1 protein-coding gene (running past one end of the window) is annotated in these 19638 nt (G+C 68.8%); it reads left to right on the forward strand.

The window, feature by feature from the left end:
• A protein-coding gene (locus JOE46_RS24265) for a non-ribosomal peptide synthetase (RefSeq protein ID WP_209928708.1) crosses the window boundary here: on the forward strand, window positions 1-19638 show its 5' portion. The gene runs 13050 nt beyond the window's last position; the window shows 19638 of its 32688 coding nt (coding positions 1-19638); the start codon lies at window positions 1-3; the stop codon falls past the right edge of the window.

A 19638-nucleotide genomic window follows, 5' to 3' on the forward strand; every position in this document is an offset into this window, starting at 1 on the left:
ATGAGGTATCAGTTGAAGCCGATCATGCTCAACGAAGACAACGACGGCCGCAGCTCGATCGAGTGCCAGTCCGATGTCTTTCCGCTGTCGCCCGCGCAGCTCGGAATGTGGTACGCGCAGCATGTCGACCCTGAGGTCCCCATCAACATCGCGCAGTTCGTGGACCTGCGTGGCCCGCTCGATCTGCAGATTCTCGACGACGCCAGCCAGATCGGATCCGCCGAGTTCGGCACCGGGTTCCTCCGCCTGATCGAGGTGGACGGCACCCCGCAACAGGTGATCGACCTGACGATCGACGACCATGTCGGTTACCAGGACTTCCGCGGCTACGAGAACCCGGAACGTGCCGCGCAGGACTGGATGCAGGCCGAATTCAGCGCACCGATCGACCTGCTCGAGGACCGCCTCATCGCCGCGGTCGTGCTGCAGATCGAGGACGAGCGGTACTTCTGGTACTCCCGCGTGCATCACATCGCGCTCGACGGCTTCGGTGCGATGGCCTACATGACCCGCGTCGCCGAGCTCTACTCGACGCTGATCGAGGGGCACGAGCCCACCCCGTCCAAGGCGAGCACGCTGCGCAGCCTCTACGAATCGGAGGTCGCGTACCGCGAGAGCACCCGGTTCCAGTCCGACGCCGCCTACTGGGCCGACCGCGTCAAGGGCATGGAGGAGGGCACCAGCCTGACCGAGCGGACCGCGCCGCCCGCCGCGCTCAACGGCATCGCGAGCGCGGCGCTGTCCGCCGGCACCGAGGCGCTGATGGCCGAATCGGTGGCCCGGCACGACTCCTCGCCGTCGGGGATGCTCATCGCGGCGTTCGCCGCGTACCTGGCCCAGATGACCGATGCCGGCGACGTGATCCTCAGCCTGCCGGTGACGGCTCGGACGACGGCCTCGATGCGCAAGTCCGGCGGCATGCTCTCCAACGTGGTCCCGCTGCGGCTGCACGTTGGCACGGGCACGACCGTCGAAGAGCTGCTCAAGTCCGTTCAGGTCGCGGTCGCCGGGGCGCTGCGCCACCAGCGGTACCGTCACGAGGACATCCGGCGCGATTCGTCCAACAGCACGATGCAGCGCGAATTGCTCGGCCCGTTGGTCAACATCATGTTGTTCCACAACGAGCTCGCCCTCGGTCCCGTCGTCGGTGAGCTCAGCATTCTGTCCACCGGCACGGTGGAGGACCTGGCCGTCAACTTCTACCAGAGCGTCGCAGGCACCCGGACGCACGTCGATTTCGAGACCAACCCGAACCTGTACACCGAGGAGCAGGCGAAGGGGCACCACGACCGGTTCCTCGCCTTCTTCGATCAGTTCCTCGCCGCGGACCCGGCCCAGCGGGTGTGGGACCTGACCGTCACCACCGAGGCCGAGCGGACCCTCGCACTGTCGGGTTGGAACGCCACCGATCGGGTGGTCGAGGACGGCACGTTGGTGTCGATGTTCGACGCTCAGGTGGTGCGGTCGCCCGGTGCGGTCGCATTGTCGTTCGACGGCGAGTCGGTGACCTACTCGGATTTCGATTCTCGGGTCAATCGCCTTGCGCGACATCTGATCTCCATCGGTGTCGGTCCGGAATCGTTGGTGGCGTTGGCGATGCGTCGATCGATCGATCTGTTGGTCGGTGTGTACGCGGTGGTCAAGGCCGGTGGTGCGTACGTGCCGGTGGACCCGGATCAGCCAGCGGATCGAATCGGGAACATCCTCGACACCGCCGAGCCCGCGTGCGTTCTCTCGACGTCGCGTGACGAGTTCACGGCCCCGGGGGCTGAGGTCGTCGAGATCGACGCGGTCGACCTGGCGTCGTTCTCGGATGCGCCGGTGTCGGATGTGGATCGGTTGGCGCCGTTGGTGCCGTCCAATACGGCGTATGTGATTTTCACGTCGGGTTCGACGGGTCGGCCGAAGGGTGTGGCCGTGAGCCATGCGGCGATCGTGAATCGTCTGTTGTGGATGCAGGGCGAGTACGGGCTGTCGGCTGATGATGTGGTGTTGCAGAAGACTCCGGTGACCTTCGATGTGTCGGTGTGGGAGTTGTTCTGGCCGTTGCAGGTTGGTGCCCGGATGGTGATCGCGGTGCCGGATGGTCATCGGGATCCGGCGTATCTGGCTCGGGTGATCGTGGAGGAGTCGGTGTCGACGGCGCATTTTGTGCCGTCGATGTTGGCGGTGTTCGTGGCGGAGCCGTCGGTGGTGGAGGCGGTGTCGTTGCGGCGGGTGTTCGCTTCGGGTGAGGCGTTGCCCGCGCAGACGGCGGCGTTGTTGCGTGAGGTGTTGCCGTCGTCGCGTTTGCACAATCTGTATGGGCCGACGGAGGCCGCGGTGGACGTGACCTTCCATGAGGTCACTGCGGCGGATGAGGTGTCGGTGCCGATCGGTGCGCCGGTGTGGAACACGCAGGTGTTCGTGTTGGATTCGCGGTTGCGGCCGGTGCCGGTGGGGGTGCCGGGTGAGTTGTATCTGGCGGGTGGGCAGTTGGCTCGCGGGTACGTCGGTCGCAGTGACCTGACGTCGGATCGGTTCGTGGCGAACCCGTTCGGGGCGTCCGGTGAACGGATGTACCGGACTGGTGACCTGGTGTCCTGGAACGACTCCGGCGAGCTGGACTACATCGGCCGCACCGACTTCCAGGTGAAGTTGCGCGGTCTGCGGATCGAGCTCGGCGAGATCGAGGCGGTGCTTTGTGCGCTGCCCGAGGTGGCGCAGTGTGTGGTCGTGGTGCGCGCGGATTCGGCGGCCGGCGAGCAGTTGGTCGGCTACGTGGTGCCGTCGGCGGGCGCCGTGCTGGACGTCGACGAGCTGCGATCCGCAGTCGAGCGTGTGCTGCCGGCATACATGGTGCCGTCGGCGTTGACGGTGCTGGAGGCGTTCCCGCTCAACGCCAGTGGCAAGTTGGATCGCAAGGCGCTGCCCGCGCCCGTGTTCACGCTCGGTGAGCGGGTCTATCGTGCCCCGCGGACTCCCGCGGAGGAGATCGTCGCCTCGGTGTTCGCGGACGTGCTTGACGCGGATCAGGTGGGCCTGGACGACAACTTCTTCGAGCTGGGCGGTAACTCGCTCAACGCCAACCACGTGGTCGCCCGGATTGGCGCGGCATTCGGCATCCGGCTCGGCGTGCGGACGCTGTTCGAGGCCCCGACCGTCGCGGCGATCACGGACCGGGCGGAGAAGGCCAGCGCCAAGGGGGAGCAGCGCCCGCAACTGGTGGCCAGGACTCGGCAGGAGCAGCTTCCGCTGTCGCTTGCGCAGCAGCGGATGTGGTTCCTCAATCAGTACGACACCGCAGCTGCCACCTACAACCTGCCGCTCGTCGTCCGGCTCGCCGGACGCACCGATGTGCCTGCCCTGCGCGCGGCCCTGCTCGACGTGCTCGGCCGGCATGAGGCGCTGCGCACGGTGTTCCCCGAGTCGGCGGCCGGCGTGTTCCAGGTGATCCTGCCCCTCGCAGAAGTGGACCTGGACGTGGTCGCGCAGGAGGTGACCGAGGACGAACTGGCGACTCGGCTCACGGACTTCGCGTCCCTCGGATTCGACGTGGCGGAGGAGATCCCCTTCCGGGTGCGACTGTTCGCGGTCGGGGCGGACGAACTCGCCGTTGCGTTGGTCGTTCACCATATTGCCGCGGACGGCATGTCGTGGGCGGTTCTGGCTCGTGACGTGATGACGGCTTACACCGCCCGGGCCACGGGTGTGGCACCGGACTGGGCGCCGCTGCGAGTGCAGTACGCGGACTACAGCGTCTGGCAGCGCGAGGTGCTCGGATCCGAGGACGATCCGAACTCGTTGTCCGCCAAGCAGATCAGCCACTGGCGTGAGGTGCTGGCGGGGCTGCCCGACCAGCTGGACCTGTCCATGGACCGACCCCGCCCGGTTGTCCAGTCCTTCGACGGCGGCCGGGTCCGCTTCACCATCGAGGAGGACACGGTCCGGGCGCTGGGCGCGCTGGCCCGGGCCCAGGGCGTCACCGCCTTCATGGTTGTGCACGCGGCGCTGAGCGTGCTGTTGGCACGCCTCAGCGGTACCACCGACATCGCGGTCGGTACCCCGGTCGCCGGTCGAGGCGAGCAGGCACTCGACGACGTCATCGGCATGTTCGTCAACACCCTGGTGCTGCGCACCGAGGTAGATGCCGGTTCGTCCTTCGTCGATCTGCTTGCCCGCGTCCGCGACGTCGACCTGGCCGCATTCTCCAATGCCGACGTGCCTTTCGAGCAACTCGTCCAGGTGCTCAACCCGGCGCGCTCGACCTCCCGGCACCCGCTGTTCCAGGTGGCGCTGTCGTTCGAGAACATGGGCGCGACCACCCTCGAGCTCCCGGGGCTGTCGGTGTCCGCCAGCGAGGTCGAGGTCGATCTGTCCAAGTTCGACCTGCAGTTGACCCTGCGCGGCGGTTCCGATTCCGTAATGGACGCCGAATTCATTTACGCCACAGATCTGTTCGACGAGTCGACGGTGTCCGGATTCGCGGAGCGGTTCGTCCGGATCCTCCGGTCGGCGCTGCGCGAGCCCAGTCGCCCGGTCGGTGACATCGAGATCCTCTCCGGCGAGGAGCGAATCGACCTGTTGAGCCGCTCCGGCCGTGAGGGGGAGCCCGAGCGGCTCTTGCCTGACATCCTCCAGAGTGCTGCAGCCGTGAATCCGACCGGTGTCGCCGTGTCCGATCAGGGGCGTGAACTGACCTACCATGACCTCGACGAGGCGTCGTCGAGGCTGGCCCGGCTGTTGATCACCCGCGGCGCAGGGCCCGAGACCACAGTTGCCGTCGCGCTGACCCGGTCGCTCGAATCCGTGCTGGCGGTGTGGGCGGTGGCCAAGACCGGTGCCGCGTTCGTGCCGGTCGACCCGAACTACCCGATCGACCGTATTGCCTACATGATCGAGGACTCGTCTGCCGTCGTCGGCGTCACCGTCGACACCTTCCTCGGTCAGTTGCCCTCTGGCATCGCGTGGCTGGCGCTCGGAACAGACGCAGTCGAGGACGAACTCGCCGCACTGGCACTGACACCGGTGGGCGACCCGGACCGGGTGCGTCCGCTGCAGTTCGCCAACGTCGCCTACCTGATCTACACGTCGGGCTCCACCGGCAGGCCGAAGGGCGTCGCGGTCACACACGACGGGCTGGCCGCCGTCGTTGCCGATCAGCGCGCGTCCTTCGGTACGACGCGCGATTCACGGATCCTGCACTTCGTATCACCGAGCTTCGACGTGTCCATCTACGAGATGCTGCTGGCTTACGGCTCGGGCGGCACCGTCGTGATTGCTCCGCCGACGATCTACGGCGGTGCCGAACTCGCCGAGCTCATGCGGCGCGAGCGGGTGACACATGCATCGGTCACCCCGGCCGCGCTGGCCGCGGTCGACCCGTCGGACCTGACCGACCTGCGCATGGTGATGGTCGCCGGCGAGGCATGCCCGCCGGAACTGGTCGCCAGGTGGAGTCCTGTCTGTGACTTCGTCAACGGTTACGGTCCCACGGAAGCAACGATCATCGCCACCACCACCGGACCGCTCGCGGTCGGTCAGCCGATCACCATCGGCGGCCCGGTGACGGGCGTCCGCGCACTGGTGCTGGACGGTCGCCTGCGTGCGGTTCCGGTCGGTGTCGTCGGTGAGTTGTACCTGGCGGGGCCGGCGTTGGCTCGTGGTTACCGGGGTCGGCCGGGGTTGACGGCGGACCGGTTTGTGGCGGATCCCACCGGGGTGGTGGGTGATCGGATGTACCGGACCGGTGATCTGGTGCGGTGGACTGCCGATGGTGATCTGGACTACCTGGGTCGTAGTGACTTCCAGGTGAAGGTGCGTGGGTTCCGGATCGAGCTCGGTGAGATCGATGCGGCGCTGTCGGCGCTGTCGGGTGTGGAGTTCGCGGTCACCGTGGGTCACCAGGGTGTGGGTGGGACGACGTCGTTGGTGTCGTATGTGCTCGGTTCGGACGGGGTCGTTCTGGAGCCGGCTGCGTTGAAGGCGGCGTTGGCGGAGTCGTTGCCCGGGCACATGGTGCCTGCGGTGGTGATGGTGCTCGACGGGATTCCGTTGACTCCGGTCGGGAAGCTGGACCGGAAGGCGTTGCCCGCACCGGTTTTCGAGGCGACCGCGTATCGGGCTCCGTCGACGCGTGAGGAGGAGCTTGTCGCGACCGTGTTCGCCGAGGTGCTCGGTCTCGAGCGGGTCGGTTTGGACGACGACTTCTTCGAGCTCGGTGGCAACTCGCTGATCGCCACGCAGGTGACGGCGCGACTGGGTGCCGCACTGGACACCGTCGTCCCGGTTCGACTGCTCTTCGAGGCGGCGACCGTCGAGGCACTCGCCGCCCGCGTCGAGGACCTGGCCGGAGTCGGCCGCAAGGCGTTGGCAGCGGGCCCCCGCCCGGACCTGATTCCGTTGTCCGCCGCGCAGCAGCGGATGTGGTTCCTCAACAAGTTCGATCCCGAGTCGACCGCGTACAACCTGCCGTTGGCCCTTTCTCTCTCGGGTGAGTTGGACGTCGCTGCGCTGCGCTCCGCCATCGCCGACGTCATCGGTAGGCACGAGTCGCTGCGGACGTTGTTCCCAGAGGTCGATTCGGTCCCGCGGCAAATGATCCTGGACGCCGAAGACGTCGCTCCCGAGCTCGCACCGGTCGTCGTCGCGGCCTCCGAAATGCCCCAGACGCTGGTCGGCTTCTTCTCCAAGGGCTTCGACGTCACCGTGCAGGTTCCGCTGCGCGTCGCCCTGTTCCGGGTGGCCGGTGCGGACGGCGCCGCCGGCGAGTTCGTGCTGGCGATGGTGGTGCACCACATCAGTGGTGACGGCTGGTCGATGGCGCCCCTGGCCCGCGATGTGATGGTCGCCTACTCGGCGCGGACGCAGGGCGTCGAGCCCGCGTGGGTGCCGCTGCCGGTGCAGTACGCCGACTTCGCGCTGTGGCAGCATGAGCTGCTCGGCTCCGAGGACGACCCGGAGTCCTTGTCGGTGACGCAGCTCGACCACTGGAAGTCCGTGCTGTCGGGATTGCCGGACCAGCTGGACCTGCCGGCCGATCGGCAGCGGCCCGCGGTTGCCTCGTATCGGGGCGCCACGAACCGCTTCACGCTGGCGCCGTCGCTGCAGCGGGAACTGCATCGGGTCGCTCGCGAGCAGGGCGTGACCCTGTTCATGGTCGTGCACGCGGCCCTGTCGGTGTTGCTTGCCAGGCTCTCCGGAACCACGGACATCGCGGTCGGTACCCCGGTGGCAGGCCGTGGTGACGCGGCGCTCGACGATCTCGTCGGCATGTTCGTCAACACCCTGGTACTGCGCACCGAGGTGGACCCCGGTGCGAGCTTTGCGGAGGTGCTCGCCCGGGCCAAGGAGACCGACTTGGCTGCCCTCGGCAATGCCGACGTCCCGTTCGAGCGGTTGGTGGAGGTGCTGTCCCCGGCGCGCTCGCAGGCACGTCACCCCTTGTTCCAGGTGTCGCTGGCCTTCCAGAACCAGCGACAGACCGAGTTGGAACTCCCCGGACTCAGCATCCGTGCGCTGGAGTACGACGAGCAGGTCGCAAAGTTCGACCTTCAGCTCGACCTGACTGAGTCCTTTGACAGTGCAGATGAGTTCGCTGGGATCGTCACCGAACTGACCTATGCGACCGACCTGTTCGACGAGCCGTCCATGCGGGCGTTCGAGAACCGGTGGGTGCGAGTGCTCGAGGCGGTGGTGGCCGATATCGCCGTCGTCGTCGGCGACATCGACCTGCTCGAGCCCGTCGAGCGGGAATCCCTGCTGTCGTCGTGGAACTCCTCCGGAGTCGACGAGGGTGTCGACGCGACCCTGGTCGAGGCATTCGATGCCGCGGCAGTGGTTCGTCCCGATGCCGTCGCTGTTCGGTTCGACGGTGCGTCCCTGACGTACCGGGAGCTCGATGCGCGGGCCAACCAGCTGGCACGCGAGTTGATCACGATGGGTGTGGGACCGGAGACGCTCGCGGCGGTGGCGCTGCCGAGGTCTGCGGACCTGGTGGTGGCGTTGCTCGCGGTGCTCAAGGCCGGTGGTGGGTACCTGCCGGTGGATCCGACGTATCCGGCGGACCGGATCGCGTTCATGCTCGCCGACGCGGCACCGGTGTGCGTGGTGACCACGGTCGGCCGTGAGATGGATCTGCCGACTGACCTGCCGGTCGTCGAGATCGACGTGGTGGACGTGTCGTCGCATTCGTCGGCCGCAGTGCAGGATTCGGACCGAATCGCGCCGCTGCGCCCGGCCAACGTGGCCTACGTGATCTACACGTCGGGGTCTACGGGACGCCCGAAGGGCGTGCAGGTGCCGCATCGGACGGTGACCCGTCTGATGCGCAACACCGAGGGCCGGTTCGGATTCGATTCCTCCGACGTGTGGACGATGTTCCACAGCTATGCATTCGACTTCTCGGTGTGGGAACTGTGGGGTCCGCTGCTGTACGGCGGGACGCTGGTGGTTGTCGACTACTACACGTCGCGTTCGCCGGAGCAGTTCCTCGACCTCCTGGCCCGCGAGCGGGTGACGGTGCTGAACCAGACTCCGTCGGCGTTCTACCAGCTGGCGGAGGCCGATCGGCGGAACCCGGCCGAGCTCGCGCTGCGTTACGTGATCTTCGGTGGTGAGGCGCTCGAGCTGCCTCGGCTGTCCGACTGGTACCGGCGCCGCGGCGAGACCCCGGTGCTGGTGAACATGTACGGCATCACCGAGACCACCGTGCACGTGTCGTTCCGGGCGCTCGACGCCAGGACGGTCGCGGAGGCCGCCGGCAGCGTCGTCGGTCAGGCGATCGCCGGCCTGCAGGTCTTCGTGCTCGATCACCGGCTGCGGCCGGTGCCGATCGGAGTTCCCGGTGAGATGTATGTGGCCGGCGTTCAGTTGGCGCGCGGCTACCTGGGCCGGCCGGATCTGTCCGCAATTCGTTTTGTCGCCAACCCGTTCGGATCGGGCCGGCTCTACCGATCCGGTGACCTCGCTCGGTGGAACCGCAACGGGGAGCTCGAGTACCTGGGACGTGCCGACGACCAGGTGAAGGTGCGCGGCTTCCGAATCGAGCTCGGCGAGATCGAGGCCGCGCTGCTGGCGGAGCCGGGCGTGGCACAGGTGGCGGTGATCGTGCGCGAGGATACCGCCGATTCGGCCCGGATCGTGGCGTACCTGGTGCCCGAGGAGACCACCGGTCTGGATGTGCGGGCGGTGCGCGAGGGATTGGCCGGCGTGCTGCCCGAGTACATGGTTCCGTCGAACTTCGTTGTACTCGAAGAGATTCCGCTGACCGTGAACGGCAAGCTCGATCGGCGAGCGCTGCCCGCGCCTGCCGTGGAAGTACGCGAGTTCCGTGCCCCCGTGTCGACGAGCGAGGTCGTCGTGGCCGGGGTGTTCGCGGAGGTGCTCGGACTCGACCGGGCGGGTCTGGACGACGACTTCTTCGACCTCGGCGGCAACTCACTGATCGCGGCGCAGGTCGCCGCGCGGATCGGTGCGGCACTGGAGACCAAGGTGCCGGTGCGCGTCCTGTTCGAGGCGCCCACCGTGGCGGGACTGGCCGGCGCTGTCGACGCGCTGGCCGGTGGCGGAGCCATGCCCGCACTGGTCGCGCAGCCTCGGCCGGAACGGGTTCCGCTCTCCCCGGCCCAGTCACGGATGTGGTTCCTGAACCAGTTCGACACCGCATCCGCGGTGAACAACATTCCGGCGGCGATTCGACTCTCGGGCCCCATCGACGCCGCGGCCCTGCAGGCCGCAGTGGCGGACCTGGTGGATCGCCACGAGATCCTGCGGACCCGTTACCCCGAGACCGTCGACGGTCCGATCCAGGTCGTCGTTCCCACCGAGCAGTCCGTCCCGGACCTTGCGCCGACCCCACTGGCGGAGGATGACCTCTTCGCGGAGATCCTGCGCGAGGCCGGCACCGGCTTCGACGTCACCGTCGAGGTCCCGCTGCGCGTCCGACTGTTCGTCCTCGAACCCGGCATCGAACACGTGCTGGTGTTCGTCGTGCACCACATCGCAGGCGACGGGTTCTCGATGCGGCCGCTGATGCGTGACCTGATGGTCGCCTACTCGGCCCGAGTCGCCGGTCAGCAGCCGGGTTGGGCCCCACTGGCCGTGCAGTACGCCGACTACGCGCTGTGGCAGCGCGGGGTTCTCGGCTCGGAGGACGACCCGGAGTCGTTGGCGGCGAAGCAGATCGACTACTGGAAGTCCGCGCTGTCCGGGTTGCCGGACCAGCTGGACCTGCCGAGTGACCGGCCGCGGCCTGCGGTTGCCTCGGGCCGTGGTGCAGCGCACCACCTCACGGTCGACGCCGACCTGCACGCGGCACTGGCCGGTCTGGCCCGGGACCGCGGCGTGACGATGTTCATGGTCGTGCACGCGGCGCTGTCCGCGTTGTTGGCACGGCTCTCGGGAACCAGCGACATCGCGGTCGGAGCGCCGATCGCCGGTCGCGGCGAGGCGGCGCTGGACGATCTCGTCGGCATGTTCGTCAACACCCTGGTGCTGCGCACCGAGGTGGATTCCGGTGCGCCATTCGCCGAGTTGCTCGATAGGACCAGGTCGGTCGATCTCGCCGCGTTCGGGAATGCCGACGTACCGTTCGAGCGATTGGTGGACGTCCTGTCCCCGACCCGCTCGCAGGCGCGGGCCCCGCTGGCGCAGGTCGCGCTCTCCTTCCAGAACCTGGGGCTCCCCGGTCTCGAACTGCCCGGTCTGACGGTGACCCAGGTCGAGTTCGACGCGCACGTGGCCAAGGTCGACCTGCAGGTGACGGTGTCGGAGTCGATCGACGAGGCCGGCGTCCCCGCCGGGCTGGCGGTCGAACTCGGCTACGCCACAGACCTGTTCGACGAGGCCACGGTGGCCGGGTTCGGTGGTCGACTGGTTCGGGTGCTGGCGGCCGTGGCCTCCGTCCCGGAGGTCGTCGTCGGCGACATCGACATCCTCGACGACACGGAACGCGCCACCCTTCCGGTTCGCACCGGTGGGGCCGATGTCGAGCCGAGGAACTTGGCGGACGTGCTGACCACCGCGGTGGCGCTGCGGCCGTCGGCCGTCGCCCTGACCTTGTCGGGCGTCGACGTCACCTATCAGGAACTCGACGAGCGGTCGTCACGGCTGGCTCGCGTCCTGATCGAGGCCGGTGCCGGGCCGGAGACCGCGGTCGCGATCGCGATACCCCGTTCGATCGAATCCGTCCTCGCGGTCTGGGCCGTCGCCAAGTCCGGTGCCGCGTTCGTGCCGGTCGACCCGAAGTATCCGACCGACCGTGTCACCCACATGGTGACGGATTGCGGTGCGGTGCTTGGTGTCACGATCGGTGCACATGTCGAGGGGCTGCCCGCTTCGGTGCCGTGGCTGGTGCTCGACGGCGCCGAGATGGACAGCCGATGCGCGAGCATGTCGCCAGCGCCGATCGCCGACGCCGACCGACTCCGCCCGCTGCGGGTGACGAACCCCGCCTACATCATCTACACGTCGGGTTCGACGGGGTTGCCCAAGGGCGTGGTCGTCAGCCACACCGGTCTGGCGAACTTCAGCGTCTACCAGCAGGCGGACTACTGGATCTCGGCCGACGACCGGACGCTGCACATCGGGTCGCCCAGCTTCGACATCTCCGTCAACGAGATGCTCCTCGCCGCGGGCGCCGGCGCGACGCTGGTCATCGCGCCGACCACCGTGTACGGCGGCGCCGACCTCGTCGACCTGCTGCGCCGCGAACGGGTGACCCACGTGATGATGACCCCGGCCGCGCTCGCCAGCGTCGAGCCGGAGGAGTTGCCGGACCTGAGGGTGGTCGGTGTCGGTGGTGAGGCCTGCCCGCCGGAGTTGATGGCACGCTGGGCCGACGACCACATCTTCCTCAACGGCTACGGTCCGACCGAGGCCACCATCGTCGTCACGACCACCGCCCCACTGGTCCCCGGAAAGCCGATCACACTGGGACCCCCGGTGCGCGGAGTGCGGGCGATGGTGCTGGACGGTCGCCTGCGTGCGGTTCCGGTCGGTGTTGTCGGTGAGTTGTACCTGGCGGGGCCGGCGTTGGCTCGTGGTTACCGGGGTCGGCCGGGGTTGACGGCGGACCGGTTTGTGGCGGATCCCACCGGGGTGGTGGGTGATCGGATGTACCGGACCGGTGATCTGGTGCGGTGGACTGCCGATGGTGATCTGGACTACCTGGGTCGTAGTGACTTCCAGGTGAAGGTGCGTGGGTTCCGGATCGAGCTCGGTGAGATCGATGCGGCGCTGTCGGCGCTGTCGGGTGTGGAGTTCGCGGTCACCGTGGGTCACCAGGGTGTGGGTGGGACGACGTCGTTGGTGTCGTATGTGCTCGGTTCGGACGGGGTCGTTCTGGAGCCGGCTGCGTTGAAGGCGGCGTTGGCGGAGTCGTTGCCCGGGCACATGGTGCCTGCGGTGGTGATGGTGCTCGACGGGATTCCGTTGACTCCGGTCGGGAAGCTGGACCGGAAGGCGTTGCCCGCACCGGTTTTCGAGGCGACCGCGTATCGGGCTCCGTCGACGCGTGAGGAGGAGCTTGTCGCGACCGTGTTCGCCGAGGTGCTCGGTCTCGAGCGGGTCGGTTTGGACGACGACTTCTTCGAGCTCGGTGGCAACTCGCTGATCGCCACGCAGGTGACGGCGCGACTGGGTGCCGCATTCGAGGCCCGGGTGCCGGTGCGACTGCTGTTCGAGGCGACGACCGTCGCCGCTCTGGCGTCCGCAGTCGCAGGCCTCGCGGGCAGTGGAGCGCGTCCGGAACTGGTGGCCCAGCCCCGGCCGGAACGGATTCCGCTGTCGCTGGCGCAGCAGCGGATGTGGTTCCTCAACCGATTCGACCCGCAGTCGGTTGCCTACAACATCCCGATGGCGATTCGACTGACCGGCGCGCTCGACATCGCGGTGCTGGAGGTCGCACTCGCGGACGTGGCCGCGCGGCACGAGTCGCTGCGTACCCACTACCCGGAGACCGAGGACGGCCCGATTCAGGTCATCGCGGCGCCCGCGGACGCGGTCCCGGCTCTGACCCAGATCCGGGTGGACTCCGAGGAACTGCCCCAGCGGCTGTACGAACTCGCGACCACCCGGTTCGACGTGACGGCAGAGATCCCGCTTCGGATCGCCCTGTTCCAGCTGTCGGCGACCGAGTACGTCCTGGCCGCGGTCATCCATCACGTCGCGGCAGACGGTTCGTCGATCGCGCCGTTCGTCGGTGACATCATGACCGCGTACACCTCCCGGCTCGGCGGGACTGCGCCTGCCTGGGTGGAGCTTCCGGTGCAGTACGCCGATTACGCGCTCTGGCAGCGACGGGTACTCGGGGACGAATCGGATCCGCGGTCGGTGGCCGGGCAGCAGCTCGACTTCTGGCAGCGCACGCTCGCCGGCAGCCCCGACCAGCTCGACCTTCCGAGTGACCGGCCCCGGCCCGCCGTGCGGTCCAACCGGGGCGGCCGGGTGGTCTTCGAGCTGGACAGGCAGCTGCACAAGGACCTTGCCGAGTTCGCTCGCGGCGAGGGGGCCACGGTCTTCATGGCCACCCACACCGCGCTGGCGGTGCTGCTGGCCCGGCTGTCCGGAACCGACGACATCTCTGTCGGCACACCGACGGCCGGTCGCGGCGAGGCCGCGATGGACGGGTTGATCGGCATGTTCGTCAACACCCTCGTCCTGCGAACCGCGGTGGACGGCGGCAAGTCCTTCGCCGAGCTGTTGGCCACGGTGAAGGATGCGGACCTCGCGGCCTTCGGCAACGCCGACGTGCCGTTCGAACGCCTCGTGGAGGTCCTCAACCCCACCCGGTCCACGGCCCGGCACCCGCTGTTCCAGGTCGGGTTCTCGTTTCAGAACCTCGCACAGACGAGTCTGGAACTGCCCAGTCTCACAGTGTCGGCACTGGACGTGGACAACGGCATCACCCAGTTCGACCTGCAGCTGTTCCTCGTCGAACGATTCGCCGCCGACGGTTCTCCCGACGGTGTCGAGGCGCTGTTCCACTTCGCCACGGACCTTTTCGACCAGCAGACGGTCGAGCGCTTTGCGGACCGGTTCGTGCGGGTGCTCGAGGTCGGAGTCGCGAAGCCGGACACCGCAGTCGGCGACATCGAGGTCCTCGACGAGGCCGAACGCACGCAGGTGCTGACGGGCTGGAACGAGACCCGTGCGGACGTCGCGGACCAGACCCTGGCCGATCTCTACCGTGCCCAGGCCTTGGCGACCCCGGATACACCGGCGCTGTGGTTCGACGGCACGGAACTGAGCTACCGCGAGTTCGACGCGCGCGTCAACCGCGTCGCCCGCGCGCTGATCGAGCTCGGCGTGGGACCGGAATCCCTGGTCGTCCTCGCCATGCGTCGGTCGATCGACCTGGTGGTCGGCATGTACGCGGTGGTCCAGGCCGGTGGCGCCTACGTGCCGGTCGATCCCGACCAGCCGGCGGAACGGACCGGTCACATCCTGGAGACCGCGGCACCGGTCTGCGTATTGTCCACCGCGCGAGATGATTTCCGCGATGCAGGGGACAGGTCTGTCCTTTTCCTGGACAGCGCCGACCTGACCGGATTCCCCGCCGGACCGGTGCAGGCCGCCGAGCGGATCCGTCCGCTGCGTCCGGAGCACCCGGCGTACGTGATCTTCACCTCCGGCTCGACCGGCAAGCCCAAGGGCGTCGCGGTCAGTCATTCCGCGATCGTCAACCAGTTGGTGTGGAAGAACAACGCTTTCGGGCTCGACGGGTCGGATTCGGTGCTGCTCAAGACCGCGGCGACCTTCGACCTGTCGGTGTGGGAGTTCTGGTCCCCGCTGGTCTCCGGTGGCCGGATGGTCATCGCAAAGCCGGGCGGCCAGCAGGATCCCGGCTACCTGCTGGACCTACTGCGTGCCCAGCGGGTGACCACGCTGCACGCGGTGCCCTCGACGGTGTCGATGCTCTCGGCGGCGGCTTCCGGTGCGGCGTTGTCTGATTCGCTGCGTCGCGTGCTCGCGATCGGCGAAGCATTGCCCGCTGCCGCGGCGCAGGACTTCCTGGCGGCGAACGCTGCCCGCCTGTTCAACCTGTACGGCCCGACCGAGGCCGCGGTGTCGGTGACTGCGCACGAGGTCACCGACGCCGATATCGCGTCGGTGCCGATCGGCGTCCCGGAGTGGAACACCCGAGTGTTCGTGCTCGACGGTCGCCTGAACCCGGTTCCCGTTGGGGTCGCGGGGGAGCTCTACCTGGCCGGAGCGCAGCTCGCACGGGGCTACCACGGCCGTGCGGACCTCACCGCGGATCGCTTCGTGGCCAACCCGTTCGGGGCATCGGGTGAGCGGATGTACCGCACCGGCGACCTGGTCAGTTGGCGCCAGGACGGCGAACTCGAATACCTCGAGCGCGGCGACTTCCAGGTCAAGGTGCGCGGCTTCCGGATCGAGCTCGGTGAGATCGAGTCCGCCCTCACCCGAGAGGCGTCGGTCGCCGCCGCCGTGGTGACCGCGCGATCGGACGAGCGCACCGGGGACCGTCTGGTGGCGTACCTGGTGCCTGCCGCCGGTGCGGTGCTCGACACCGCCGACCTGAAGGCCGCCGTGGCGGGGGCGTTGCCGAGCTACATGGTTCCGGCGGCATTCGTGGTCCTCGAGGCGCTGCCGCTGAACATCAACGGCAAGATCGACCGAAAGGCGCTGCCGGAGCCCGAGTTCGAGGCTGCGGAGTTCCGGGAGCCCGGCACCGAGGCGGAACAGCTGGTGGCCGGTGTCTACGCCGACCTGCTCGGCCTCGACGCCGTCGGTCTCGATGACGACTTCTTCGCTCTCGGCGGCAACTCGCTGATCGCCACCCAGGTCGCCGCCCGGTTGGGCGCCGCGCGCGACACCCAGATCCCGGTGGCCTGGCTGTTCGAGGCCCCGACCGTGGTCGAGTTGGCCGCGCGGGTGCAGGCGCACGTCGGTGCAGGCGACCGGATCGCACTGGTGGCAGGGGAGCGTCCGGAACGGATCCCCCTCTCGCTGGCACAGCAGCGGATGTGGGTGCTCAACCGGATTGCTCCGGATTCGGCGGCCTACAACGTGCCGGCCGGCATCCGACTCACCGGGACCCTGGACCTGGCCGCGCTGCGGGCCGCGGTCGCGGACGTCTTCACCCGGCACGAGGTGCTGCGCACCGTGTACCCGGACGGGCCGGAAGGACCGTCGCAGGTGATCCTGCCGGTGACCGAGGTGGCCGTCGAGCTGGTCCCGATCGACGTCGACGAGGCCGGGTTGGTGACGGCCGCAGCCACGGAGATGGGCACCGGTTTCGATGTCACCGACGCGGTGCCGCTGCGCGTGCGCCTGTACCGGGTCAGTCCTACCGAGCATGTGTTGCTGGTGGTGGTTCACCACATCGCCGCGGACGGATTCTCGATGGCCCCGCTGGCTCGTGACGTGGTGCTGGCTTACTCGGCCCGCACGGCCGGGGCGGCGCCGGACTGGGCTCCGCTGGCAGTGCAGTACGCGGACTACAGCCTCTGGCAGCGCGCGGTGCTCGGCAACGAGGACGATCCCGACAGCCTGCTGGCCCGCCAGATCAACCACTGGCGCGAGGCGCTGGACGGAGTGCCGGACCAGCTCGACCTGCCGTCGGACCGACCCCGTCCGGCCGCGCAGACGTTCGCCGGTGACCGGGTCGCCTTCGAGATCCCCGCGACCACGCTCGAGGCTCTGCACGACTACGCCCGACGTCGGGGCGTCACCACGTTCATGGTCGTGCACGCGGCGCTGAGCGTGCTGCTGTCGCGGCTGTCCGGCACCACCGACATCGCCGTCGGCACCCCCGTCGCCGGTCGTGGCGAGCAGGCGCTCGACGACGTGATCGGTATGTTCGTCAACACCCTCGTGCTGCGCACCGAGGTCGACCCGGCCGTCGGGTTCGACGCCCTGCTCAGCCAGGTCCGCAGCCGAGACCTGGCGGCCTTCGGCCAGGCCGAAGTGCCGTTCGAGCAGCTGGTCCAGGCACTGAACCCGGCTCGGTCGACGGCCCGGCACCCGCTGTTCCAGGTGGCGCTCTCGTTCGAGAACATGGGCGAGTCCCAGATCGAGCTGCCCGGTCTGACGGTGTCCGCGGAGGACGCTCGGATCGGCGGCGCGAAGTTCGACCTGCAGTTGACCCTCCGGCCCGGTGCACAGCCGACCGAGATGCTGGCCGAGTTCGGCTACGCCACCGACCTTTTCGATGCGGCGACAGTGCGGGGCTTCGCGGACCGCTTCGTCCGGATCCTCGACGGCGCGCTGACCGATCCGCAGCGCCCGGTCGGTGATCTCGAGGTCCTCACCGTTTCGGAGCGGTCCGACCTGATCGCCCGCCATGACGCCGAGACCGTCGGGCGCCCCGGCGGGGCGTCGGGTGCGGTCGGCCCGCAGCTGATGCCGGACATCCTCGCGGCCGCTGCGGCTCTCGACCCCGCGGCGATCGCACTGGTCGGCGAGGACGGCGATCTCACCTACCGCGAGCTCGACGAGCGCTCCTCGCGCCTGGCGCGTGCGCTCCGCGAGTACGGTGCCGGCCCGGAGACGACCGTCGCGGTCGCCATCCGTCGTTCGGTGCACTCGATCCTGACGGTGTGGGCGGTGGCGAAGACCGGTGCCGCGTTCCTCCCGGTGGACCCGAACTACCCGGCGGACCGGATCACCCACATGGTCACCGACTCCGGCGCCGTGCTCGGTGTCACCACCGAGGCGTATCTGCCGACGCTGCCCGCGTCCGTGCAGTGGCTGGCGCTCGAGACACTGGAGGAGGGTGCGGCCGCGCAGTCCGCGGCTCCGGTCACCGACGCGGACCGGACCCGGCCGCTCCGGCCGCAGCATCCGTCGTACGTCATCTACACCTCCGGCTCGACCGGGTTGCCCAAGGGCGTCGTGGTCACGCACGAGGGACTGGCCAACCTGCGGGACCACCTGCGTTCGACGTTCCGGGCCGATGCGCGGTCCCGGACCCTGCACGTGGTCTCGCCGAGCTTCGACGTCTCCGTCTACGAGCTGTTGCTGGCATACGGCGTCGGCGCGACCATGGTGGTCACGCCGCCGGACGTCTGGGGCGGCGTCGAGCTGGCCGAGTTGCTTCGCCGTGAGCGGGTCACCACCATGGTGATCACGCCCGCCGCGCTGGCGACCGTCGACCACCGCGGCCTCGATGAACTCGTGACCGTCGCGGTCGCAGGTGAGGCCTGCCCGCCGGAGCTGATGGCGCGCTGGGCGCCCGGTCGGCGGTTCATCAACGCCTACGGTCCGACCGAGGCCACCGTCATCGCGACGCGCACCGACGCACTGACCCCGGGCCAGCACATCACCATCGGTAGGCCGACCGCGGGCATCCGCAGCACCATCCTCGATGGCCGGCTGCGTCCGGTGCCGGTTGGCGTCGTCGGTGAGCTCTACCTGTCCGGCCCGGGTCTGGCACGGGGCTACCGGGCCCGTCCGTCCCTGACCTCGGACCGCTTCGTCGCCGATCCGTTCGGTAAGCCCGGATCGCGGCTGTACCGCACCGGCGACCTGGCCCGCTGGACCGCGGACGGGGAAGTGGACTACCTGGGCCGCACCGACTTCCAAGTCAAGGTGCGAGGTTTCCGGATCGAGCTCGGCGAGATCGACGCGGCGCTGGCCCTCCAGCCCCAGATCGAATTCGCGGTCACCCTCGGCCACCCCGGACCGGCAGGTACCACCGTGCTGGTGTCCTACGTGAAGGCAGCGGGCGACGTCGACGTGGTCGCGCTCGAGGCGGCCGTCGCCCGGATCCTGCCGGCGCACATGGTGCCGGCGTCGATCATGGTTCTCGACGAGATCCCGCGTACTCCGGTGGGCAAGCTGGACCGGAAGGCGTTGCCGGAGCCCGTCTTCGCGGTTCGCGAGTTCGTTGCGCCGAGCACCGAAGCCGAGCGAGTCGTCGCGGAGGTCTTTGCCGACGTGCTCGATCTCGAGCAGGTCGGCGCCGCCGACGACTTCTTCGACCTCGGCGGCAACTCGCTGATCGCCACCCAGGTCACCGCGCGGCTTGGCGTGGCGTTCGACACCTCGGTGCCGGTCGTTACGCTGTTCGACGCCTCGACGGTTGCCGGCCTGGCGAGGGCCGTGGAGCAGATCAGTGGTCGTGGTGCCCGGGCGGCGCTGGTCGCCCAGGAGCGCCCGGAGCGACTGCCACTGTCGCTGGCTCAGCAGCGGATGTGGTTCATCAACCGCTTCGAGCCCGACTCGGCGGCCTACAACATCCCGGTGGCGATCAGGCTCGCCGGCGACCTCGACACCGATGCGCTGCAGGCCGCGGTGGTGGACGTGCTCGAACGCCACGAGTCGCTGCGCACCGTCTACCCCGAGGTCGACGGCGAGGCCCAGCAACTCATTGTGCCTGCGGCACAGGCGGTCCCGGATCTGCGTCCGGTCGCCGTCGCCGAGGCGGAGATCTTCGAGCGCATCGTGGCAGTGTTGTCCGCGCCCTTCGACGTCACCGCCGAGGTACCGCTGCGCGCGGCGCTGTTCGAGGTCGGCGACCGGGACCACGTCCTGGTGCTCACCGTGCACCACATCAGCGGCGACGGCTGGTCCGTCGCACCGCTGACGCGTGACGTGATGGCTGCCTACGTCGCCCGCAGCGCCGGGCAGGCGCCTGCGTGGTCGCCGCTGGCCGTGCAGTACGCAGACTTCGCGCTGTGGCAGCGTCGG

Origin of the sequence: Rhodococcus sp. PvR099 (assembly GCF_017833315.1) — a bacterium.
GTDB lineage: Bacteria > Actinomycetota > Actinomycetes > Mycobacteriales > Mycobacteriaceae > Rhodococcus_G > Rhodococcus_G oryzae.